The organism is Nitratireductor sp. ZSWI3 (assembly GCF_024655565.1).
Classification (GTDB): domain Bacteria; phylum Pseudomonadota; class Alphaproteobacteria; order Rhizobiales; family Rhizobiaceae; genus Nitratireductor.
Genome location: NZ_JANKOF010000007.1, coordinates 30,236 through 53,533, shown reverse-complemented (window position 1 = coordinate 53,533; position 23,298 = coordinate 30,236). Strand labels below are relative to the sequence as shown.

Annotated in this window: 21 protein-coding genes; 11 read left to right on the top strand and 10 right to left on the bottom strand. The window is 65.4% G+C overall.

The annotated features are described in order from the left end of the window. The first annotated feature begins 80 nt into the window (after positions 1-80). The gene (locus NUU27_RS04360) at positions 81-1,142 is read left to right on the top strand and encodes a GlxA family transcriptional regulator (RefSeq protein WP_257760840.1); all 1,062 of its coding nucleotides are present in this window, start codon (positions 81-83) and stop codon (positions 1,140-1,142) included. Positions 1,143-1,200: 58 nt separating this feature from the next. Here the strand turns inward: NUU27_RS04360 and NUU27_RS04355 are convergent, their stop codons facing one another. The 5 genes from NUU27_RS04355 to NUU27_RS04335 form a co-directional block, all read right to left on the bottom strand. Continuing rightward, positions 1,201-2,151: a spore coat U domain-containing protein gene (locus NUU27_RS04355; RefSeq protein ID WP_257760839.1), complete on the bottom strand. Its 951-nt coding sequence runs from the start codon at positions 2,149-2,151 to the stop codon at positions 1,201-1,203. Between the two features lie 8 nt (positions 2,152-2,159). Beyond that, on the bottom strand, positions 2,160-4,586 hold the full coding sequence (locus NUU27_RS04350) for a fimbria/pilus outer membrane usher protein (RefSeq protein WP_257760838.1): 2,427 nt from the start codon (positions 4,584-4,586) through the stop codon (positions 2,160-2,162). Next, complete coding sequence (locus NUU27_RS04345; RefSeq protein ID WP_257760883.1) at positions 4,558-5,298, bottom strand: molecular chaperone; 741 nt, start codon at positions 5,296-5,298, stop codon at positions 4,558-4,560. Before NUU27_RS04345 ends, NUU27_RS04350 begins: the two co-directional genes overlap by 29 nt. Positions 5,299-5,303: 5 nt before the next feature. Further along, positions 5,304-5,801, bottom strand: a complete 498-nt coding sequence (locus NUU27_RS04340) for a spore coat U domain-containing protein (protein WP_257760836.1) — start codon at positions 5,799-5,801, stop codon at positions 5,304-5,306. A 284-nt stretch (positions 5,802-6,085) separates the two neighbouring features. Next, on the bottom strand, positions 6,086-6,997 hold the full coding sequence (locus tag NUU27_RS04335; protein WP_257760835.1) for a LysR substrate-binding domain-containing protein: 912 nt from the start codon (positions 6,995-6,997) through the stop codon (positions 6,086-6,088). Between the two features lie 137 nt (positions 6,998-7,134). Between NUU27_RS04335 and NUU27_RS04330 the strand changes: the two genes are divergently transcribed. The 10 genes from NUU27_RS04330 to NUU27_RS04285 all read left to right on the top strand — a co-directional run bounded on the left by NUU27_RS04330 (position 7,135) and on the right by NUU27_RS04285 (position 17,473). After that, the gene (locus NUU27_RS04330; RefSeq protein WP_257760834.1) at positions 7,135-8,109 is read left to right on the top strand and encodes a tripartite tricarboxylate transporter substrate binding protein; all 975 of its coding nucleotides are present in this window, start codon (positions 7,135-7,137) and stop codon (positions 8,107-8,109) included. Between the two features lie 28 nt (positions 8,110-8,137). After that, positions 8,138-8,653, top strand: a complete 516-nt coding sequence (locus tag NUU27_RS04325; RefSeq protein WP_257760833.1) for a tripartite tricarboxylate transporter TctB family protein — start codon at positions 8,138-8,140, stop codon at positions 8,651-8,653. A gap of 41 nt (positions 8,654-8,694) precedes the next feature. After that, entirely contained in the window at positions 8,695-10,188 is a 1,494-nt protein-coding gene (locus tag NUU27_RS04320) for a tripartite tricarboxylate transporter permease (RefSeq protein ID WP_257760832.1), read from the top strand. Further along, a complete protein-coding gene (argE, locus tag NUU27_RS04315; protein WP_257760831.1) occupies positions 10,169-11,365 on the top strand; it encodes an acetylornithine deacetylase in 1,197 nt (398 codons plus the stop codon). Before NUU27_RS04320 ends, argE begins: the two co-directional genes overlap by 20 nt. Positions 11,366-11,557: 192 nt before the next feature. Next, positions 11,558-12,334, top strand: coding sequence for an IclR family transcriptional regulator (locus tag NUU27_RS04310; RefSeq protein WP_257760830.1), 777 nt, complete (start codon positions 11,558-11,560; stop codon positions 12,332-12,334). A gap of 47 nt (positions 12,335-12,381) precedes the next feature. Continuing rightward, positions 12,382-13,341 (top strand): tripartite tricarboxylate transporter substrate binding protein, encoded by a 960-nt coding sequence (locus NUU27_RS04305; protein WP_257760829.1) that lies wholly within the window; start codon positions 12,382-12,384, stop codon positions 13,339-13,341. A gap of 22 nt (positions 13,342-13,363) precedes the next feature. Beyond that, positions 13,364-13,810, top strand: coding sequence for a tripartite tricarboxylate transporter TctB family protein (locus NUU27_RS04300; RefSeq protein WP_257760828.1), 447 nt, complete (start codon positions 13,364-13,366; stop codon positions 13,808-13,810). A gap of 24 nt (positions 13,811-13,834) precedes the next feature. Continuing rightward, positions 13,835-15,343 carry a tripartite tricarboxylate transporter permease gene (locus NUU27_RS04295; RefSeq protein ID WP_257760827.1) on the top strand — a complete coding sequence of 503 codons (1,509 nt, stop codon included), beginning with the start codon at positions 13,835-13,837 and terminating at the stop codon, positions 15,341-15,343. Between the two features lie 16 nt (positions 15,344-15,359). Beyond that, entirely contained in the window at positions 15,360-16,601 is a 1,242-nt protein-coding gene (locus NUU27_RS04290; RefSeq protein ID WP_257760826.1) for a CaiB/BaiF CoA-transferase family protein, read from the top strand. Next, entirely contained in the window at positions 16,598-17,473 is an 876-nt protein-coding gene (locus tag NUU27_RS04285) for a CoA ester lyase (RefSeq protein WP_257760825.1), read from the top strand. Before NUU27_RS04290 ends, NUU27_RS04285 begins: the two co-directional genes overlap by 4 nt. Before the next feature lie 21 nt (positions 17,474-17,494). On the opposite strand, the gene NUU27_RS04280 is transcribed toward NUU27_RS04285, so the two are convergent. The 5 genes from NUU27_RS04280 to NUU27_RS04260 form a co-directional block, all read right to left on the bottom strand. After that, positions 17,495-18,739, bottom strand: a complete 1,245-nt coding sequence (locus NUU27_RS04280; protein ID WP_257760824.1) for an NAD(P)/FAD-dependent oxidoreductase — start codon at positions 18,737-18,739, stop codon at positions 17,495-17,497. 75 nt (positions 18,740-18,814) lie between these two features. Further along, positions 18,815-19,840 carry a ketopantoate reductase family protein gene (locus tag NUU27_RS04275; RefSeq protein WP_257760823.1) on the bottom strand — a complete coding sequence of 342 codons (1,026 nt, stop codon included), beginning with the start codon at positions 19,838-19,840 and terminating at the stop codon, positions 18,815-18,817. Continuing rightward, positions 19,837-20,805, bottom strand: coding sequence for an isoaspartyl peptidase/L-asparaginase family protein (locus NUU27_RS04270; protein WP_257760822.1), 969 nt, complete (start codon positions 20,803-20,805; stop codon positions 19,837-19,839). The genes NUU27_RS04275 and NUU27_RS04270 overlap by 4 nt, the downstream gene beginning before the upstream one ends. Positions 20,806-21,088: 283 nt before the next feature. Then, positions 21,089-22,678 carry an ABC transporter substrate-binding protein gene (locus NUU27_RS04265; RefSeq protein WP_257760821.1) on the bottom strand — a complete coding sequence of 530 codons (1,590 nt, stop codon included), beginning with the start codon at positions 22,676-22,678 and terminating at the stop codon, positions 21,089-21,091. Positions 22,679-22,682: 4 nt separating this feature from the next. Next, on the bottom strand, positions 22,683-23,252 hold the full coding sequence (locus NUU27_RS04260; protein ID WP_257760820.1) for a MarR family winged helix-turn-helix transcriptional regulator: 570 nt from the start codon (positions 23,250-23,252) through the stop codon (positions 22,683-22,685). Positions 23,253-23,298: the final 46 nt, after the last annotated feature.

Here is a 23,298-nt window from a genome sequence, read left to right as displayed (position 1 = left end):
AAGTTCGAATTGCCGAATATTAGTCGGAGAGGGCCAGACAAAACTGGAATATCGCGTCGTGTTGATTGTATGATTGCGCCATGAAGATCACTCCATCGCGCGAAAGGCCGGGCAAGAAGCGCTTGAGCGTGGCGTTCCTGCTTGCGGACCGCTTCACGCTTTCCGCCTTTGCCAATTTCGTGGATGTCCTGCGGCTCGCCGCCGACGAAGCGGATCGCTCGCGGCCGATCCATTGCGAATGGTCGGTGCTGTCGGCCGACATGCACTCGGTCCGGTCGAGCTGCGGCGTCAAGATCCAGCCCGATACCCGCCTGCACAATGGCGGAGAGTATGATTACATCGTCGTCGTCGGCGGGCTCATCCAGGAAGCAAGCGGTCTTTCGCGCGAAAGCGTCGCGTTTCTCAAATCGGCGGCCGGGGCCGGCGTGCCGCTTGTCGGCCTGTGCACCGGTGTCTTCCTGCTCCATGAAGCCGGGCTTCTCGACGGCTATCGCTGCTGCGTGAGCTGGTTTCACCATGACGACTTTGTGGAACGTTTCGACACCGCCAACCCCGTCTCGGACCAGATCTTCGTCGTCGACCGGGACCGGTTGACCTGCTCGGGCGGGCACAGCGCCGCCCATCTGGCCGCCTGGCTGGTCGAAAAGCACATCGGCCGCGTCGCCGCCACCAAGAGTCTGAGCATCATGATCATCGACGAAGCCATGGCCGGTGACAAACCCCAGCCCGGGTTCCGCAGTGATCTGACCGCCCGCGATCCGGTGGTGCGCAAAGCCTTGATCCGGATGCGCCAGAACATGGAGAACCCCGAAACCGTCGAGGACCTGGCGCGGGGGTTGGGAATCGGCCGGCGGCAACTCGAGCGACGCTTTCAGAACGACCTCGGCCTCTCGCCGTCACGGGCCGATCTCCGGCTTCGCCTCGATGCCGTGCGCGGGCTGCTTGAGAGCACCGGGCGAACGGTAACGCAGATCGCCCATGCCACCGGCTTCTGCGACGCCTCGCACCTCATCAACACGTTCAGGTCCGAGCTGGGCCTGACGCCGTCGGACTACCGGCGGACGAATTCGCCGGCTCCCGGTGCCCGGAAGTCGCACGCGGCGGCGGTTCTCCTACCGCGAGGCTCACATTCGGGAAACTGAGGCCGAAACACCGGCGTGTGAAGCGACGGCGGCGAATCGCCTGACGGTTCTTTTCATCTCAATAGGTGACGGTCACCACCACCGTATCGGTGTAGAGTCCGGCTGCGGGGGTCGGCTGCGATGGGACGCGACCGTAGACCGGCAGGCTCTGCGTTGCTCCCGCGCCCGTGCCGGTTGCCAGGTCGCCGCCGGCATTGCCCCACGGCTGGCTGCGGGCGGCGTCCTTGTAAAGACCGTAGAGTACCGATCCGCCGCCGAGCGTCATGCGGCGCGCCGTGGGGCCGGTGCCACTGAGGCCGTTGTTGAGACCAATGGTGTAGTTTGTCCCAGGTGTGCATGTGACGTTGATGCCGCCCGTCGCATCGACCTGGCTGCTGAGCACACCATGGGAGCCGAAGTTGATATTCTGCGCGGTCACGCTGCAGTTGGGTATGACATTCGCCTGTGTCGTAAAACTCGGTTGCGTCGTGTTCTGGGTCACGGTGGAGCAGGCCGGCGGGTTCGAAATGAGCAGATAGGTGGTGTAGTTGAAGCTGACCTGGGCACCGGAAAATATCGACGTGTACAGCCCGGCGGCGGCACTTTGCTGATTGGCGAAGACCCGGGCGTAAATCGTTCTGCTTTGCGTGGTGGAACCGAGAAGCTGTGTGAAGTTGAGAGCCACTGGCGAGCCGAGCGCCGTGTTTGTCCGCGAACCCCAGGGAATCGTACGGGCTGCATCCTGATAGAAGGTGTAGTCGAGCGCGGCGTTGGCGGCGTTGCGCATGTGACGAGTGCCAGAGGTTGCACCGCCCGAGCCGGCGTTGATGTTGAGGCATACGCGGACATTGGTCAGGAGACCCGAAGAACAGGTGACGTCGACGCTGGCCGTCGTGTCGGCGACCGCACCGGTCAACGTATCGACATTGCCGAAATCCACGCTGCTGACGCTGAAGGAACAACTCTGGGCCAGTGCCGACACGGGCAACAGAATGATCATGGTCAACGAGATCAGGACCGAACGCAGCATGAGCTTTCTCACCGGATTGCACGACAGGTGACGTCGGGGATGGTGATCTGCACGCCCGGGCGTGGTTCGAAATCGAATTCGGCCGCACAACGTCCCCGGCTTGCCTGATCGATGACAATGCGGTTGTGTGAGCCAAGCCCGGCGACAAAGGCCTGACCGTCATAGCCGACCACAAAGTCCTCCGATTGACCATCGAGCCGCCCCCTCGAGCCGGTCTCCAGAAAGGCGCCTTGCTCGTCACGCAACGTGACGAGCGCCGCTCGCGGGTCCGTATCCACACCAAAGCGGACCACCGCTCCGCTACGGTCAGCCGGAACGACCACTTCCATCGTATTGCCGACCGTCGCATCGACCGGCAGATTGGCTGGATCGATCGTGATCTTGTTCGGCTCATAGGAGCGCAGAACGGGGATCAGCAGCCTGCCCCCACGATCGGTACGCCCTATCGGACGGTTCTCGTACTCGACATCGACCCCGGCGGCACCTGTGTCGACCACGGCGAAGGCGTCGTCGATTCTGTTTGACAGAAAGACCCCTCCGCCAGCAGCAACAACCGCGCCGTCGATCTGGCCGAACGAGCGAAAGTGATCGCCATGCTGTTCGATGCCAGCCTCCACCCGGGCAAACCGGCTGCGATAGCTGGCTGAAGCGGCGCGGTTGGTGCGATCGCCTTCTGTGTCCCGCAGCCGCCAGCCGTAGCCACCGATCCCGGCCCCTTCCGACTTGGTCAACGTCGTCGTAACGGCTGTGCCTTGACCATCAGTCGAAACGCCGGTGGAGGCATGGACATCCCTTCCGAAGGGCATTGACAGCCCGACGAAGACACCGAAGGAGTTCTCGTTCTCCAGGTCGGTGAATGCGGTGGCAAACAGGGACGCGCTTGTGCCAAACGGGCGGTTGAGGGACAGCCCGAGAAGACGCGACTTGTCGCCCTCGACCGTCTTGAGCTCCGTATAGCTAAAGCTGAGGCTGGTCGGATCGATTTTCATGGGTACGGAAAGGGAGACCTGATTGATCGTCCGGGGTGGCGCAGCACCGATGAAACCCGCTCCCGGCAAACTGGCCGGAAAGGGTTGCGCAGTGATTGCGGCAATGTCGCTGTAATCACCGAAAGTCCGTTGGGAGCGCGCAAAGAAATGCACGCCCGAATATTCGAGCTCCATGCTGCCGGCAACTTGAAAACCCGATGCTCCGTTGTAACTGCTTGCTGAAACCGCAAGCGTTCCGACGCCATAGGGCCCGAGGCCGAACACTGCCCCGGCCCCACCGTTGATCAGACCGCCACCTCCCTCGGCGTGACCCTCCAGCGTCAGCCAGTCGCTCAGCCCGTAACGAAACGTCCCCGAAGCCATGAGGCGGCTGTCATAATCGTTGGATTCGATGCCATAGAAGCGGCGCGCAAACCCGGCTTCCATCGAATAGTCCCAAAGCCCGGGTGCCAGAAGCTGCGACGATGCAAAGAACGGCGTCTCGGTCACCGTCTCCCGTCCGAGGGCATCACGCACGACGACCCGCGCGGTACCGCCGCCCGTGACGACAGGGAGGTCGCTGATCCGGAACGGTCCGGCCGGAACGCCCTCGGAGACGTGGCGAGCATTGTTGAGATAGACGTCTACGGTCGAAGGAACAGCTGCGGATCCGGACAGTTCGGGCAACGGCATCGTGACGAGATCCGGACGCAATCCGAAATTGCGCTGTATTTGCAGCCCTCCCAGACGGGTCGGACGCGTCCAGCTCAATCCGCCCGTGATGACATCGCCTGCTCGAAACGTCGTCATCCAATTCCGGCTCGAATAGGACCAGTTGGTATCGAGGCGAGTGGATCCGTATCGGTCGTTTGTGGAGCTTCTTGCAAGATGAGAGTGGGATATCACACCAAATGGACCGAAAACCCGTCCTTCGAGCCATCCCGACACACCTTCAAAGCTCCACATGTCATCAATATCATCGCCGCCCGTGCTGGCGTAGACCGTGTAGTTCATCAGTGCGCCGAAGCTGCTTTTCGCCGCACCTGTCGCCTCTTCCTCCGAAACGTTCTTGTGTGCCCTTATGATGCGCGTGGACAACGCATCGAATGCGACCTCGAAATGAATGCTCTGAGCGGCTTCATCATAAGTGTATGAGACACCCGGAAGCTGCGCGATATCAACCAGACCGTCGGGTCGAACAGCCGTCTCGGCCGGATCGAGGCCGACGTTGCTCAACTGTTCTGGTTCGATCACAAGCGTTCCATCCTCATCTTCATGGAAGGATGCGATGAGTTCGGTGCTGTCACCGTTGACGTAGACTTCGAGCTGAAGGTCTCTGGCACTGCTCCCATCTGGACCAGGCGCAGGAATTGCTTCTGCAAGTGCCTGGGGCGCGTTGATTGGCGTCAGGAATCCAGCCGACATCAAAAGCAGGACACTAGCCGCCCCTGAGACGCGCGGTCGCATCGAAACGTCCTGCTTCGCTGTCCGCAGTGATCGTTACCGAACGCCCTGAGAGCTTGCCGCTGCCCGGTACAAACCAGCTTGCAGTCGAATTGCCAAGCACATAGCCAACCAACCCCTCGCGCCTCGCCATCGTCCCGGCGCCGCTGCTCAGGGCGAGGTTGGACACCTTGAGCCGCTTTGTGCCGTTGTTCTGCACCGTGACGACGAATCCGCCACGCTGCTGTCTGACGCTCCACGATGGATTGGCTCCTGCGGCTTCATTGGTGGCAAAGAAGACCGGGATCGAATGCCGGACGACAAGCGCCACGTTGCCCGCCGCTCGGCGCGAAGGATCGGGCAACTCGTCGACCACCAAGCGGTAGCTTTCCTCGCCCTGAACGGGGCGCTTCGATACGCGCACGACACGAACGATGTTCTCCCCACCCGGCTGAAGCGTCGCGATCGGCGGGCTGACGACCACATCGTTCGTCGCTTCATAGGTGTCCTCGCCGTTGCGCTGCCTCCAGCGAAACACCCGAATCTGCACATTGATCGGCTGGCGAGCGTCGTTCCATACGCGGATCGTGGATGCGGCTGTCGGAGACCTGAGGTCGACGATCACGGGTGCCACGCGAAGAGACGCGGCATCGGACGGATCGCCTGATTGGAGAAGCATCACCAAGGCTGCAACGGTCGCAGCAAGCGAACGCCATATCATCGCCGTATCCAGCATGATCTTCAATATGTCAGCGTTACAGTGATGATATCGGTATACGTGCCGGGCGTCGGGGTCGCTTGTGCAGGAACCTGACCAAATACCGTGTAGGTCTGTTCGCTCCCGGTACCCGTGCCGGCCACCGTGTCGGTGCCGATGGTGTTGCCCCACACATCCGTATGAGCCGCATCGGTATAGAGCGAATACGCGACATCTTCCGAGTTGGGGCCCGTCATCGCGCGATCCGCGACTGTGGCGCCAGCGCCCTGCCCCTCATTTAAGCCGATGTCATACGTTGTTCCATTGGTACACTGCACGGCAATGGCACTGGTTGCTTCAATGGCCGCGCCGATTACACCGGATGCACCAAAATCCAGGTCAGACGCCGCGTTTATCTGGCACTCGGCGTTGATTGTTATCTGTACGTTGAACTGGGTGGTCGCTGTCTGGGCAGATGCTGAACCAACCCCCTCGGCCGAGACAGCAGTAGCCACGATACAAGCAAGAAGAAACGTCCGCATGCGTCCCCCTTCCATGGGATTGTGTGATAATTCCGGTGTTAAGTAACCGCCTTCCCAACAATCCTCACTTTCATAAACAAAGATAACATACGCGGATGCTTTAAAAAAGACCGCTTGCCCAGCACCATTTCGCCGCCTCAATACAACTTCTCATTGAAAATGTATCGATCCTGCAGTTTTCCCGCCCGCGAGTTTCAATAACCGGTTTAGGATGGTTCAACGGCTTCGACGCAGGTCCGCGCCCTCGGAGCTCCGCGTCCGTTCCGATGACGGGCCGCCGCCCCTCACGACAGCACCGCGCGCTCGCGCAGGATGCCGATTTCGGCGCGCATCGTGTCGATGAAGGCCATCTCGATGCGACTCAGCGGGCGGTCGTCGTGATGGAAGATGGCCATATCCCATCGAATGGCGGGAAAAAGAGGACGTTCGACCACACCGTCGCCGGATCCCAGGAGGGCGGTGAACGGGTCGACGATGGCGATGCCGACGCCGCGCCGCACCAGGCCATGCACCGCGCGCAGCGTGCGCGCCTCGGCGGCGATCTTCCGCTGCGCGCCGATGCTTTGCATGATGTAGTCGACGCGGGTCCGCAAGGGACTGCCGATCGCCAGGTCCACGAACACCTCGCGGCGCAGGTCCTCCAGCCGAAGCGGCCCCTTGCCCGCCGCCAGCCGATGGTCCTTCGGCATCAGGCAGCGCGCCTCGCAGGCGCCAAGGGGGATCAGGCTCGCGCCATAGGGGCTGGCGTCCAGCGTGATGCCGACGCCGATGTCGCAACTGCCCTCGTTGAACATGCGGAGCAGTTCCTCGAGGCCGGTGTCGACGATCTTCACGGCGACGTCCGGATGGGTCGTCTTGAAGCGCGCCACCACGTCGAGCAGGAAGGTGTCCACATAGATCGGCTGGGCGGCGACGACGATGCGGCCGACCTGCCGGTTGGCGATCGCACGGGCCTCCCGCTCCAGTTCCTGGAACGCCGTCAGGGACCGCGAAACGGTGGTGTGGAAGAGCATCGCCTCGTGGGTCGGCACGAGCTGGTTGCGCTTGCGCACGAAGAGCGGAAAGCCGGCCGTCTCCTCCAGTTGCGCGAGCAGACGGCTGACCATGGGCTGGCTGATCTTGAGCGCCGCTGCCGCGCGCGTTGCCGAGCCATGGCTCATGAAGGCGTCGAAGGCCTCGAGCTGTTTCACATTCATTCGTGCATCCCACATAGCCACTATTCATAATAATAATACTAACAGGCAAAATTTGCACATTAAAGCATACCGTGCAAAAACCGCCCGTCGCGCCGATGTCGCCGGCATCAACAATTTCTCTCCCTGGGAGGACACCGATGAAAGCTCTTGTGAAGAATCTCTTAGCGGCCGCCGCGCTCGTCTTCGCGGCCGGCACCGCGCAGGCCGATTATCCGGAAAAGGCCGTCACCATCGTCGCGCCCTATGCCGCCGGCGGCGCCTCGGACCTGGCTGCCCGCGCGCTTGCCGAGACGGCCCGCAAATATCTCGACGACCAGCCGGTCGTCGTCGTCAACCAGCCGGGCAATGGCGGCATGAACGGCGCCCGCGCCGTCTCCGAAGGCACGCCGGACGGCTACACGCTGCTGCTGGCGCGCGTCGGCATGGCGCTCTATCCGGCCGTGCAGGAAAGCTCGCCGGTGGCCTGGGACGGCTACACCTTCCTCGGCTCGCTCGAGGCCACGCCGATGATCCTCGCCGTTTCGGAGAATTCCCCTTACAAGACCGCCGCCGAGCTGGTCGAGGGCCTGAAGGCCAATCCCGGCGCGCTGACCTATGGCGCATCGGGCGCCACGGCTATCGACGGCTTCACCGTGCAGGCGCTTCTGGCCGACGCCGGCCTTGATCCGCTGACGGCGGCAACGCTGGTGCCCTACAAGGGCGGCGGCGAGCTGGCGACGGCGCTGCTCGGCGGCCATATCGACTTCCTGGCCATCGCCGCCGGCTCGCTCATGCCGCACATCCAGTCGGGCAAGATGCGCGCGCTGATGGTCTACGCGCCGTCGCGCATGGACACCCTGCCCGACGTGCCGACGGCCGCCGAGCTCGGCTACGAGAAGGCCGGACAGGTCACCGGCTGGAGCGCGCTCTACGGACCGAAGAACCTGCCGCAGGATGTCGTCGCCCGCTGGCAGGACGTTTTGGGCAAGGTCGCCGAGGACGAGGCCTGGCTCGAGTTCGCCAAGCGCCGCGGCTCCATCTCGACCGCCGGCAAGGAGGACATGGCCGCCTATGCGAAGGCTCAGTACGAGCTGTTCAACGGCCTTGCACGCGACTTCGGTTACATAAAGTAAGCCAGTATCGGGAAGAGGAGGCCGCCGCATGGCGAACAAGGCATTTGCCCGCGGGCTTTTGATCGCTCTGTTCTTCGGGATCGTGTTCTTCGCCGTCATTCCGGTCTATGTGCAGCGGCCTTCCTTCATTCCCGGCTTTGCGCCGCCACCGGATATGTGGCCGCGCACGGTCTCTCTGCTGGGGCTCGCCCTCGGCCTCCTGGCGATGGTCTCGGCCGTTCTCGGCACGCGGCAGGCGCGGCGTGAGGCCAGCTCATCCGGGCCGGCCGGCTGGTTCAGCCAACACCGGGGCGGGTTCGGCCGCCTCGCGCTGGCGCTCACCGCCTTTGCCGGCTTCGTCATCCTGACGCCGCGGCTGGGCTTCCTGGCCTCCTCGATGCTGCTTGCGCTTGCCTGCTTCGTGCTTGCCGGCGCATCGAAGCGCCTCGTGACCATCCTGCTTCTGGCCGTCCTGCTGCCGCTCGGCCTGCAGTTCTTCTTCGGCCATGTCACCCATACGCCCTTCCCGATGGGAAGCTGGGGCGTGATGCCCACCCTGCCCTAGCAATTGAACAAGCGCGCCAGCGCCTTCCGGACCCGATCATCATGTGGAACGAACTTCTCTTCGCGTTTCAGTCCGTCGCCACGCTCGCCAACGTGCTGGCCATGGGCGCCGGCATCCTGGGCGGTGTCGTCATCGGCGCCATTCCCGGCATGACCGGCACCATGGCGGTGACGCTCGCCCTACCCTTCACCTTCTACATGTCGCCGGTGACGAGCATCCTGCTCCTCGTGGCGCTCTACAAGGGCAGCACCTATGGCGGGTCGATCTCGGCGATCCTGGTCAAGACGCCCGGCACGGCCTCCGCCGCCTGCACCGTGCTCGACGGCTGGCCGCTCGCACAGCAGGGCAAGGCCGGCAAGGCGCTCAACATGGCGCTGGTCTCGTCCTGCATCGGCGATTTCCTGTCCAACATCTCGCTGATCTTCCTTGCAGCGCCGTTGGCCCTTCTGGCACTGCGCGTCGGGCCGCCCGAATACTTCATGCTGATGGCCTTCGCGCTGACCATGGTCGCCTCGATCTCCGGCGGCTCGCTGCTGCTCGGCGTCGTGTCGGCCTGTTTCGGCCTGCTGCTCGCCACGGTCGGCGAGGACATGTACGGCTCGTTCCGCTTCGCCATGACCGAGGACATGAAGAGCGGCCTTTCCGTGGCGCCCGTCCTGATCGGCCTGTTTGCGCTGCCGGAGCTCCTGCGCCTGATCTTCTTCCGCGACGATGGCCAGGGCCAGGCGATGAAGCTCGGCGACAACCGGCTGACATTGTCCGAGTTCCGCGGCTCGCTGAAATCGATCATCCGCGGCAGCTTCATCGGCGTGGTGCTCGGCGCCATCCCCGGCATCGGTCCGTCCTCCGCCGCCTTCTTCTCCTATGGCGAAGCGCGCCGCGCCTCTCCGAACCGGGAGAATTTTGGCAAGGGCGAGCTCGAGGGCATAGCCGCATCCGAATCGGCCAACAACGGCTGCTGCGGCGCCACCATGATCCCGCTGCTGGCGCTCGGCGTGCCGGGCGACGTCATCACCGGCGTCATGCTCGGCGCCTTCATGATCCAGGGCCTGACGCCCGGGCCGCTCCTGTTCCAGAACAATCTGAACGAGGTCTACATGCTGTTCATCGGAATGATGTTCTCCTCGGTGCTCCTGTTCGGAGCGGGCAAGATCACCGTGCGCTTCTTCTCGCACATCGCCCGCATCCCGCAGGTGCTGCTCGCGCCCATCGTCCTGATGCTGTGCATCTACGGCATCTACTCGATCTCCAGCAGCATGTTCGACGTGACCGTGCTTCTGATCATGGGCGCGGTCGGCTTCATCATGCTCCTGCTCGACATCCCGCCTGCGCCGTTCCTGATCGCCTTCATCCTGGGCCCGATGTTCGAGGACAATTTGCGCCGCGCCCTGGCCATCTCGCGCGGTGACCCATCCATTTTCTTTCACTCCGTCATTTCCTGGATCTTCGCCGGTCTGATCGTCTTCTTCGTCGGCCTGACCATCCGCAGGGAATGGCAAAAATCCAGAGAAAACCGTGCTGCAAGAAACGCCTGAAGTCCGCACCATGTCTCCCATCGACAGCGCCAAGAAGCACCTGAAGGACCTGGTCGGCTTCGACACGACGAGCCGCAACTCCAACCGGCCCCTGATCGACCACATGGCCGCGTTCCTGCGCGCCCACGGCGTCGAGCCGGTGATCCTGCCCGATGCGACCGGGGAAAAGGCCAATCTCATCGCGCGGATCGGTCCCGCCGACCGGCCGGGCGTGGTCCTGTCCGGACACACCGACGTGGTGCCCGCCCTCGAGAAGGGCTGGACCTCTCCGCCCTTCGAGCTGAGCGAGCGGGACGGCAGGCTCTATGGGCGCGGCAGTTGCGACATGAAGGGGTTCGCCGCCTGCGTCATGGCGATGGTTCCGCGCCTCGTTAGGGCCGAGCTGTCGCGTCCCGTCTGGCTCTGCTTCTCGCATGACGAGGAGGTCGGCTGCCTCGGAGCGCCGGCCATCGCCCGCTGGCTCGCCGCGCTCGACGTGCCACCCATGCTGGCGATCATCGGTGAGCCCACCGACATGACGCTGGTGACCGGCCAGAAGGGCAAGATCGCCATGCGCTGCCATGCGCACGGCACGTCGGGCCATTCCTCCTTCGCGCCGGATCACGTCAACGCGCTCGAATTCGCGGCGCGCGTCATCGGCCTGATTGCCGACCGCGCCCGCGAGATCGAACGCGACGGCCCCTTCGACCGCGATTTCACCGTGCCGCATTCCACCATGCTGGCGACGATGATCAGCGGCGGCGTGGCCACCAATGTGACGCCCGATGCCTGCAGCTTCACCTTCGAGATCCGCAGCCTGCCGGACCACGACGCCCGGGCCGAGCTCGACGCCCTCAAGGCCCGCGTCGAGCGCGAGATCGTCCCGGCGATGAAAGCCGGCAGCGCCGAGGCCGGGATCGAGTGGGAAGAGATCTTTTCCTATCCGGCGATGGGCGACTGCACCGGCAGCGACGGCTTCGCCTTCTTCCGCGACATCATGCCGGACTGGTCGGGCAAGGTTTCCTACGGTTCCGAAGGCGGCGTCTTCGAGACCGTCGGCAAGATCCCTTCGGTGATCGTCGGCCCGGGATCGATCCGGCAGGCCCACAAGCCGGACGAGTTCGTCGAGATCGAACAGCTTCGCCTTTGCCTGGATTTCCTGGACCGCCTGAGCGCACGGCTCGCAGTCACCGCCTGATTTTTCCTTCCGGAGCGCGGGTGCCTTTCGCCCGCGCTGCCGCTCTCCTCCTTCTTCTTCCAAAAAATCCGTCCCGACGACGCCGCTGGTCGCGCAGTTCACCTGCGCCTTGACCCCGGTCCGGCTTGCCTGTAAACAGCGCCTGTTCTTAATACAGAACCAGTTCAATATACTGAACTACGGGAGGAAGGCATGAGCGGTCGCGGCGCCGAACGCATCCTTTTGCTGGTGGAATGGCTGGCCGGTCGGCGGGCTCCCGTCACCTTTTCCGACGTGGTCGCGGCGCTCGACCTGCCGAAGAGCAGCGCCCTCGGCCTTCTCAGGACCCTCGTCGACCTCGGCTATGTGCGGCGGGAGAGCGACGGCCGCTACAGGCTTCTGCGCCTGCCGGGCGAGCCGACGGACGACAGCGGCGCCTGGGGCACGCTCGCCCGGCTGACCGAAGGCGTGCTGCGCGAGGCGGTGCGCGAAGCCGGCGAGAGCGGCTTCATCGCCGTCCTCGATGAGCAGACCCGCGTCCGCTACATCTCGAAGATCCTACCCGACAGGGAGATCCGCTACGACCGCGACATCACGGTGGCCCGCAAGGCCTACCAGGTGACGAGCGGGCTCGTCCTTTTGACCGGGTTCGGCGCGGCCGAGCTGCGATCCTATGCCGAGGCCGCCGCCGGCGAGGCGGGCGTGCCGGATCTGGCTGCCTCCATCATCGAAAAGGTCGAAGCGGCGCGCGCCGAGGGCCATGCGGTCAATCTGCGCGGCGTCGTCGAGGGAGCGGCCGGCATCGCCGCGCCCGTGTTCGATGCCGACGGGCGCCTGCGCGCCGCCCTCAACATCGCCGGCCCCGCCGACCGCATGGCCGGCAACGTCGACAGGGTCACCGCCATCACGTGCGAAAGCGCCGAGCGCGCCACGGCTGCGCTCACAGCCTTCCGCCACCGCATTCCCGCGCGCGAAGCGCGGGGGGGCTAAGGCGGCTCCGCCGCCTCAACGATCACAGCACATCAGGAGGAAACACTGTGAAACGACTGCTCAAGACCATGGGGCTTGCCATCACTGCCGTTGCCGCGCTGCAGAGCGCGCCGCTTCACGCCGAGGAGTTCCCCGCGCGCGGCCTCGAATTCGTCGCCGGCTACGGCCCCGGCGGCGGCCACGACACGATGCTGCGCGCCATGGCGAAGATCCTCAAGGAGGAAGGCATCGTCGAGGTGCCGATCAACGTGGTGAACAAGCCTGGCGGCAGCTCCGCCGTCGCCATGGGCTATCTCAACGCGCGGGCCGGCGACGGGCACTATCTGATGTCCATCACCTCCTCGCACATCACCACGCCGCTGGCGTCGAACATCGGTCTCGACCACACCAATTTCACGCCGATCGCCCGCCTCGGCATCGATCCGGAGCTGCTCGTCGTCAATGCCGCGGGGCCGTACAAGTCCATCAAGGACCTGCTCAAGGCCGACAAGGTGCTTAATGTCGGCGGTACGGCGACCGGCAGCATCGAGCACATCGTCTCCATCCAGTTCCAGAAGAAGACCGGCAAGGAGATCAACTTCGTGCCGTTCCAGGGTGACGGCGACGTGGTCGCCGCGCTGCTCTCGAACCAGCTCGACTTCATCGTCACCAATCCGGGCACGGCCAGGGACTTCATCGAGGCCGGCAATTTCAAGGCGCTGGCGATCAGCACCGACGAGCGCATCGACGCCCTGCCCGACGTGCCGACCTTCAAGGAGCAGGACATCGACATCACGCTCAGCCTCTATCGCGGCGTGACCGCGCCCGCCGACATCAGCGAGGAGGCCAAGGCCTACCTGACCGAGAAGATGACCGAACTCAGCGAGAGCGAAGCCTGGAAGACGGGCTACATGGAGCCGAACGCCGTCGTCGGCGATTTCATCACCGGCGAGGAATTCGAGGCCTATCTGGCCGAGAACGAGAAGCTCTACCGCGAGACGCTGACCGAACTCGGCATCCTGAAATAGGCCTGAGACAGGAGAAGGGCTCATGAAACCGTCGGAAATCGTCCTGCTCGCGGGGCTCGCCGTCTTTTCGGGAGTCCTTCTCTGGAACGGCCTCGACATGCCTTACGGATCGGCGCAGAGCTTCGGGCCGGGCTACATCCCGCTCAACATCGCGGTGGTGACGCTGGTGCTGATCGCCCTGCTCGCGGCCAGGGCGCTGGCGGCCCGGCGCAGCGCCCCGCCGGCGCAGGCGATCCCGGGCGAGAGCCTTGGCGCCGTCCTGCCCGTCGTCGCCGTCATCGTGCTCATGGCCGCCGCCATCTATGCGATGAGCCTCGGCAGCGTGCTGGCGCCGCTCGGCGTGCTGATGGTGCTCCTGTCCTGGCGCTTTGCCGGGCATCCCCCGCTCAAGTCGCTCTTCGTCAGCGCGGCGATCCTGGCCGTCATCTACGCCATCTTCAGCCTGTGGCTGAAAATCCCGCTCATCTGACCTCCTGCGGAAAGGCCCCACCTCATGCTTGACGCATTGACCCACCTGGCGGGCGGCTTCGCGGAAGTGCTGACCGTCTACAACATCGTGCTCATCTTCTTCGCCGGCATGATCGGCACGGTCGTCGGCGCGCTGCCCGGCCTCGGGCCGTCCGCCGGCATCGCACTGATGCTTCCGCTCACCTTCGGCATGCCGCACGCTTCCGGCCTGTGCCTTTTGACCGGCGTCTACATGGGCACCATGTATGGCGGCCGCATCACCTCGATCCTGATCAACACGCCGGGCGATGCGCCGGCCATCGTCACCGCGATGGAGGGCTATCCGATGATGCGGCGTGGCCAGGGCGGCCTGGCGCTCGGCCTGTCGGCCGTCTCCTCCTTCGTCGGCGGCTTCTTCGGCCTGCTGGTCCTCATCTTCTTCGCCCCGGTCGTCTCCTCCTATGCAATCTATCTCGGCGCGCCGGAATATTTCCTGCTCATGCTGCTCGGCCTCAGCACGATCATCCTCCTGGCCGGCGAAGACCTGGTCAAGGCGCTGCTGATGGCCTGCGTCGGCGTTCTCGTCTCCACCTTCGGCAGCGACTACATCTCCGGCCACATCCGCTTCGCCTTCACGCCGGAGCTGATCGAGGGCATCGACTTCGTGGCCATCATCATCGGCCTCTACGGGCTCGGCGAGGTGTTTTACAATCTCGAGCAGCGCACCCGCCTCGACCTCGGCCGGCCGAGCTTCAACCTGCGCGAATACATCCCGCCGGCGAGCACCCTGAAGGAAAGCAGCGGCGCCACGCTGCGCGGCTCGGTCATCGGCACGGTCATCGGCATCCTGCCCGGCGCCGGCGCGACGGTCGCCACCTTCCTCGAATACGCGCTGGAGCGGCGCATCTCCCGCAAGCCGGAGGAATTCGGCAACGGGGCGATCGCGGGCCTGGCCGGCCCCGAAGCTTCCAACAACGCCTCAGTGCCCGGATCGCTGATCCCGCTCATCACGCTCGGCATTCCAGGGTCCGGCGGCACGGCCATCATGCTCGGCGCGCTCATCATGTTCGGCCTGCAGCCCGGTCCGCTGCTCATGATCAAGTCGGGCGACGTCGTCTGGGCGATGATCGCCGGGCTGGTGCTCGCCAACGTCTTCCTGCTGTTCTCCAACGTCCTGCTGATTCCAGTCTTCGTGAATCTCCTGCGCTCCGTGCAAGGCCATCTCGCCAGCGTCGTCGTCGCGCTGTGCGTGGTCGGCGCCTTCTCGCTCGCCTACAACAGCTTCAACATCTGGGTGGCGCTGGTCTTCGGCATCCTCGGCTACCTCATGAAGAAATGCGACTATCCAACGGGGCCGTTCATCCTCGCCGTCGTGCTGGCGCCGCTCGCCGAAAACTATTTCCGGCAGTCGATCATGCTCGGACAGGGCGATTGGAGCATCTTCGTCGATCGGCCGATCTCGCTCGGCATCATCGTCGCGATGGTCGCCACCGGCATCCTCGGCCTCGTCACCAAGCGGTTCATCAAGAGCCGCAAGCCTGCAGCACGTGCCTGACACGAGAAGGAAGACAATGGCCGAGAGTGCCTGGAAACCCGTCGATTATACGCCCGATGCACGCGGCCCGCTGAGCGGCCTCGTGGTGCTCGACCTGTCGCGCCTCGTCGCCGGCAACATGACCTCGCTGCAGATGGCGGATTTCGGCGCCGAGGTCATCAAGGTGGAGCCGCTGCCGGCCGGCGACCCCCTGCGCGCCTGGAAGCAGGCAGGCCATTCCACCTTCTGGAAGGTCTATGGCCGCAACAAGAAGAGCATCGCGCTCGATTTTCGCAAGGACGGCGCGGTGGACCTTCTGCGCCGCCTGATCGCCCGCGCCGACGTGATGATCGAGAGCTTTCGCCCCGGCACGCTGGAAAAGATGGGGCTCGGGCCCGACGTGCTGGAGCGGGATTTTCCGCGCCTGGTGCTGCTGCGCGTCTCCGGCTTCGGCCAGTCCGGCCCCTACAGCCCGCGCCCCGGCTTCGGCACGCTGGTCGAGGGCATGTCAGGCTTTGCTCATCGCAACGGCGAAGAAGGCGGCGATCCTCTGCTGCCGCCGCTCGCCCTCGCCGACATGATCTCCGGCCTCTACGGAGCCAATGCCGTCATGATGGCGCTGCGCGCTCGGGACCAGGACGGCCGCGGCCAGGTGATCGACCTGTCCCTGCTCGATGCCATGGTCTCCGTGCTCGGGCCCGAGCCGCTCGACTACCAGATCACCGGCAGGCCCAAGCCGCGCGTCGGCAACGGTTCCAACACGTCGAGCCCGCGCAATGTCTACAGGACCAGGGACGGGCATTTCATCGCCATCTCCGCCTCTATCCAGAAGACGGCCGAACGGCTGTTCCGCACCATCGGCCGTCAGGACATGATCGAGGATCCGCGTTACGCCACCAACGAGGCGCGCGTTTCCCGTCGCCCGGAAGTGGACGCCATCGTCGGCGGCTGGATCGGCGAGCGCGATCGGGACGAGGTGCTCGAGATCTTCGAGCGGGACGGCATCACAGCCGCCCCGCTCTACGACATCGCCGATATCGCCGCCGACCGGCATTTCGTCGAACGGGGCATCTTCGTCAGCGTTCCGGACGCCGACCACGGGCGGATCCCGACGCACGCGCCGCTGCCCCGCCTGTCGGCAACGCCGGGCGCGCTGCGCGGGCCGGCCCCGGCGCTCGGCGCGCATTCTCGCGAAATCCTGAGATCTGCGGGTTTCGACGATGCGGAGATCGAAGCGGTCACCGCAAGCGGCATCGTGAAAGCGGAGGACGCAGCATGACCGCCCAACAAGACCATTCCTGGCGTTCGCTGCTCTATGTGCCCGGCAACAACGAGCGCTTCATCGCCAGAGCGCAGAGCCGCGGCGCCGGCGCCATCGTGCTCGACCTGGAGGACAGCGTCCCCGACGACCGCAAGGCCGAGGCGCGCGACATGACGGCCGCCGCCATCGGCGATCTGCGCGAAGGCCCCTCGCGGCTGATGGTGCGGATCAACGGCGGGCTGCGGCTCGCCGTCCCCGATCTGGAGGCCGTCGTGCAACCCGGCCTCGCCGCGCTGTTCGTGCCGAAATGCGAGGCCGGCGAGAAGCTGCGGCTGATTTCCGACCTCGTGTCGGAGCTCGAGGCCGAACGCGGCATGCCTGTCGGCGCCGTCGGTCTCGTGGCGATGATCGAATCGCCGCGCGGACTCCACAGCGCCGACCGCATCGCGTGCGCCGACCGCCGCGTCCGCGCCCTCATCCTCGGCAGCGAGGATTTCGCGACCGCCGCCGGCATGATGCCGACACCCGAGGCGCTGCTTCTTCCGCGCCAGCAGATCGTCTTTGCGGCCCGTGCCGCCGGCATTGTGCCGCTCGGGCTTCTCGACAGCGTAGCCAACTATCGCGATGCGGAGCACGTTGCAGCCGTCGCTCAGCGGGCGCGTGCCTTCGGCTTCCGTGGCGCAACCTGCGTGCATCCGAACATGGTGCCGATCCTCAACGCGGCTTTCCGCCCCTCGGCCGCGGAAACCGATTGGGCACGCGGCGTCCTTCATGCAATGGATGCGGCCCACGCCGCCGGCAGGGGGGCCGCGGTCTTCGAGGGCCGCATGGTCGACAAGCCAATGCTGGACCGGGCGCGCGAAATCCTCGCCTCGGACGAGGCTTCCTGATCCCGGCGCCGCCTTGTCGTTTCAGGTGCGCTTCGGCGCGGTTTCGGCCATCAACGCCGCCTTCAGCGCTGCCGGCCCCTCGGCGATCAGCGCGCCGTCCGGCGTGTAGCCGGCCGCCAGCATGCGCCGCGCCAGCATGTGCTCACCCGGTCTGTTGACGGTCTCGACCGCCACCAGCCGGGCGCCGGAGAACAGGAAGACGGCGAAGGCGCCGCTCTGCGGGTCGCCGGACAGAACCTCCCGATCGACGTCGAAAGCGAGCCCGGCCATCTGCAGCTTGCGTTCGCCCTGGTCCGACCAGAACCAGGCGACCGCGTCGTAGCCGGCGGGCTTGCCGAGCATGGCGCGCGCCGCGCAGCGCGCCTGGTCGGTGGCGTTCTGCACCGATTCGAGGCGCAGGACCCGGCCCGACGCCCGGTGCGGGAACGACACGCAATCGCCGATGGCGAAGATGTCGGCAATGCTCGTGCGGCAGGTCTCGTCCACCCGGATGCCATCCTCGCAGAAGATGCCGGCTGCCGCCGCCAGCCGCGTGTCCGGCTCGGCGCCGATCCCCACCAGAACGGCGTCGGCGGGAATCGCCTCGCCCGCATCGGTCACGACCGCCTTCACGCGCCCCTGCTCGCCGCCGATCTCGCGCACGCCCGTCTGCGTCAGCACGCGTATGCCGAGGCTCTCGTGATAGGCGCGCATATGGGAGGAGACCTGGCGGGAGACAGCGCGGCCGAGCAGCCGCTCCGCCGCTTCAACCACCGTCACCCGCTTTGCCTGCATGGCCATGGTCGCCGCCACCTCGAGGCCGATGAAGCCGCCGCCGATCACCACCACCTCGCGGGCGGTCTCCAGCTCTGTGCGCAGGAGGCGCGCATCGGCGCAATCGCGCAGATAGAAGACCCCGCTCAACCCGGCGCCCGGCACGGTCAGCCGTCGCGGTCGCGCCCCTGTCGCCAGAAGCAGCTTGCTCCAGGACAGGCTCGAACCGTCGCTGAGCGTCAGCCTGTGCGCTGCGGGATCGATGGCGGTCACCTCGGCGCCGAGGCGCAGGTCGATCTTCTGTGAATCGTAAAATGCCTGCGCCCGCAGGATCTGCGGCTCGGCATCGGGCGCCTTCAGAAACGTCTTCGACAAGGGCGGCTTGTGATAGGGCAGCTCCGGATCCGCCGAGATCAGCGTCAGCGCGCCGTCATATCCTTCCTCGCGCAGGCTGGCAGCTGCCTGCACGCCGCCGTGCCCCGCGCCGATGATGATGATGTGCTCGTCCGCCATTCCAGCCCCTGTCGATCGGGCTCGCAGCCCTGCCCGCCCGACATAGACATGGCGCGCTCCACCGGCAAGTCCCGCTCAGCCTTCGGCGGCCGTGCGGTTGAGCAACGAGAACGCCGCCGGCCCCTGCTGCATCGCGCCGTCCTCGATCGCGTGGATCAGTTCGACCAGCCGCGCCAGCACCGGCGTCGCGATGCCGGCCTCGCGGCCGAGGTCGCAGATGATGCCGAGCTGCGCGTCCGCCTCGGTGCGCCGCTTGCGCACGGCGAGATCGCGCCAGATGCCCGAATGGGTCTTTGCCGTGTGGCGATTGAATTCGGCCAGATCGGCGATCGAGCGCCGTGCCGCGCTCTCGGGCGCATCGGCGGCGAAGGCCGCCGGGTCGAAGCCGTTGAAGCCGCGCGGCGCGACACCGCGCGCTGACGCCACGCGATGGACCTCGCGCGCCAGCCGGTCGAAGACGGCAAACCGCTCGGGGTCGGCGAAATTCGCCGACATGGAATCGTTGTTGAGCGCCGTGGCGAACAGCATCGCCCCATAGGCGAGCTTGCCCCACAGATAGCCCCAGATGTCGTCCGTCAGCACCGCCTCGGCGTCGAATTCGCACAGCAGCCCGTGCATGGCGCGGGTCCGCTCGCGGACGGCCCCATCGATCTCGCCGATCACCACCGCGCCGCGGTTGCCGTAGAGGATGCGCCCGGGCGCGATCCAGTCGGCGCCGAAATTGACGAAGGCGCCGATGGTGCGCTCGGGTCCGACGATGGATGAGATCACCAGCTCGTTGAGCCCGTTCTGCGCCGACAGGACGAAACCATCCGCGGCAAGATGCGGCAGCAGCATGCGGCAGGCCTCGGCCGTGTGCTGCGCCTTGACGGCGAGCACCGCGCGGCCGAACGTTCCGGTGAGTTCGGCCGGCGTCACGGCGTCGGCCTTCTGGCGGAACGCCGCCACCGGTCCCTCGATCGCCAGCCCCACGCTGCGGATCGCCTCGACATGGTCGGCGACCACGTCAACCATCACAACCGGATGGCCGGCGCGCGCCCAAAAGGCACCGAGCGCACCGCCGATGGCGCCGGCGCCCCAGATCAGGATCGGCTCGTTCATGGGCGGCCACCCGCCAGCGTCTCGACGAAAAACACCTCGCTGTGGCTTGCCACGTGCAGCCTGCCCTCACGCGTCACCCAGCCCCGGAACATGCCGTCCGTGTTGTAGGGCGCGCTGACATCGCCCCGGCCGTCCACCGCCACAGCACCGGCGCCGATGCCGTAGGACTTCAGGTCCTCGCGGATGACCCGGTGCGCGGCCGCCTCCAGTGTTTCGCCCAGATAGGTGATGCGGCTGGCGATCTCGTGTCCGACCACGTGGCGGATGAAGAACTCGCCCTGCCCCGTGCCCGAGACGGCGCAGACGCCGTCACGCGCGTAAGTGCCGGCGCCGATGATCGGCGAATCCCCCACCCGGCCCTCGGGCTTGTTGTTGTAGCCGCCGGTCGACGTGGCGGCGGCCAGATGCCCTGCCCGGTCGAGCGCCACCGCGCCCACCGTGCCATGCTTCTCGGCTTCGGAGGCCGCCTTGAAGGTGCCGGCCCGGGCGTGCGCCTTCATGGCGGCGAGCGCTTTCTGGCGCCGCTCGGTGGTGAAATAGCCGGGCGCGACGATGTCGAGGCCGCAACGTTCCGCAAAGCGGTCGGCGGCAGGCCCGGTCAGGAGCACCGCGCCGCTCTTCTCCATCACTGCGCGCGCCGCCCTGACGGGATTTTTGATGCGGCTCGCCGCGCAGATGGCGCCGGCATCGAGGTTCGAGCCGTCCATGATCGAAGCATCGAGTTCATGTTCGGCATTCTCGTTGAGGGCGGCGCCGTAGCCGGCGTTGAAATGCGGCGAATCCTCCATCACGACGACGGCCGCCTCGACAGCGTCGAGCGCCGAGCCGCCCCTGGCGAGCACCGCCCACCCGGCGCGCAGCGATGCCGCCAGATCGGCGCGCGCGGCCTGCCACTCTTCTTCGCTGAGGTCGAGCTTGGCCATCACGCCGCAGCCGCCATGGATCGCCAGTGCAACAGGATTCATCGTCGGTCCTTTCGAAAAAAGCACCCGGCCGCCCCTGTGTATGGCGGCGGCCGGGCCGGAGCAATCCGCTCTGGCCGATGTCGGGTCTGGCCTGACCGGCCGAGCGGCTCCTAGTGGTCTGACCGAAACAGATGGTCCCCATCTGTTTCGACAAGTCAGCCCACAAGCTATTGATCTGGTGGGGCGATTTTTCCCAACAGATGGGTACCATCTGTTGGGATCGCACCACTAGTCTATCCGCCCGCCGGGGAGCCAGCGGGCGGAAAGGCCGTCGGACCGACGGTTATTGGGCCGGCCGGATGTTCATGGCCAGCGTATCCTCGTCCGAACGCGGCACGATGGCGAGGTCCTTCTTCATCGCCCAGGCGGTGACGATGGACGCGATGGGCAGGTTCGGCCGGTCGGTCGCGACAAGGCCGTTGGCCTCCTGCAGAAGCGCGCGCCGCTTGCCCTCGTCCATCTCGGTCGCCGCATCCTCGATCAGCTTGTCCATCTGCGCGTTGGAGTAGCCGCGCACGTTGAAGGCGCCCATCTTGGTTTCGGGATCGTTGGTGTGCACGAGCGAGGAAAGCGTGTAGTTGGCCTCGCCTGTGAGCGTGCCCCAGCCGGACATGGTCAGCGAATACTCGCCGCGCGTCTTGGCCGGGAAGAACACCGCGCCCGGCGCCGCGTTGGCCCCGGCCTTGATGTTGATGCCCGCCAGCATCTGGGCGATCGTCGTGCCGACGTCTTTGTCGCCCGGCAGGCGGTCGTTGGTGAAGGAGAAGGTCACGGAAAAGCCGTCCGCATAACCGGCCTCCGCCATCAGCGCCTTGGCCCTGTCGAGATCGTAGCCCGACACCTCGATCGCCTCGTTGTAGCCGAAGATGTTCGGCGTCACGAGCTGGCTCTGGGCCGTGCCCATCGTCTCCATGGCGATCTCGGTGATCGTCTCGCGGTCGATGGCCAGATCAATCGCCTCACGCACGCGCGGGTCCTGGAAAGGGTTCTTGTCGAGCTTGCCGCCGTCCTTGGCGGTGATCTGCGGGCTGTCGTCGCGGAAGTCGAACTCGACGTTGAACAGATAGACGCTGTTCTCGCGGGTGACCGTCAGCGCGCCGTCGCGTTCCAGCACCGGCACGTCGGCGGCAGGCACGCGGGCGATGATGTCCACCTGGCCGGCCTTGAGCTGGGCGACGCGCGCCGCGTCGTTGGGGATCTCCTTGCGGGTCACCTTGTCCCACGGCTCGGCGCCGCCCCAGTAGCCGTCGAATTTTTCGAGCACCAGCTCTTCCTTCGGCGTCCAGGAGACGAATTTGTAAGGGCCGGTGCCGATGGCGGCCTTGCCCGAGTTGAAGCCCTCATTCGCCGTCTCCTGGGTGGAGAAATCCTTGGCGGCGGTGTGCGAGACGACGAACAGGCGGATGAAGTCGTTGGGCAGCGTCGGTGCCGGGCCGTCCGTCTTCACGCGGATCGTGTGGGGATCGACGATCTCGACGGACTGCACGCGGCGCACATAGATGGTGGTCGGATTCGGGCCCGCCACATTGGGGATGCGCTCGATGGAGAACTTGACGTCCTCGGCGGTGAAATCCGATCCGTCGTGAAACTTGACGCCCTGGCGCAGCTTGAATTCCCAGGTCGTGTCGTCGATCGCCGTCCAGCTCTCGGCCAGCCCCGGCTCCAGCTCCAGATCGTTGCCCGATTTCACGAGCGTGTCGTAGATGTGCTTCATCGCCTCGGCATGCGTGCCGGCAGCGGTAAAATGAGGATCGATGGACAAGGGACCGGCGCGCACGCCGATGGTCAGGTCGTCGGCGAGCGCATGGCTGGACACGCCGGCCATGAGAGCGGCGGCAAGGGCCGCCATGCGGAACTGCGTCTTGAACGTCATCGTGTTACTCCTCTGGATCGATGCTGTTTGGCCAGTTCTTCGAATCCACCACCATCTTCGCCAGGAGCTCGGAGAGCATCAGGCGTTCGGCCTGGGTGAGCTTCGCCAGAAGCACGTTCTCGCGATCCACCATCGGCTTCAGGGTTTCATCGAAGATTTCCCTGCCCTTCTCCGTCAGGCGAAGGACGAAGCTGCGCTGGTCGTCTGGCGCGACCTCACGCAGGATGATGCCCTTGTCCAAAAGCTTCTGGACGGCCCGGCTGATCGTGTTGCGGGGAAACCCCGACGACGAGCAGATGTCGCGCGCGGCGATGCCGTCCTTCAATCCGATCGAGTAGAGCACGACGAATTCGGGCCGCGGCAGCCCGTGGCGCTTCTCGATCCAGCTATAGACAGGGATGTTGAAGTTGAGGGCCAGGTAGTTCAGCCGGAACGAAAACCAGCACGGATTCCCCCACAGCTTGACGCCGACGAGATCGTCCACGACGCGTGCCGCATCATCCGTCAGCCCGCCGCCCATGGCGGGGTCCGCGTATCCATGCGCGGCCGCGCCTGTCCCCCAGATTTTGCCCACGAAATTTCCTTTCGCAGTTTTGTTCCATATGGAACTTGACGCAACG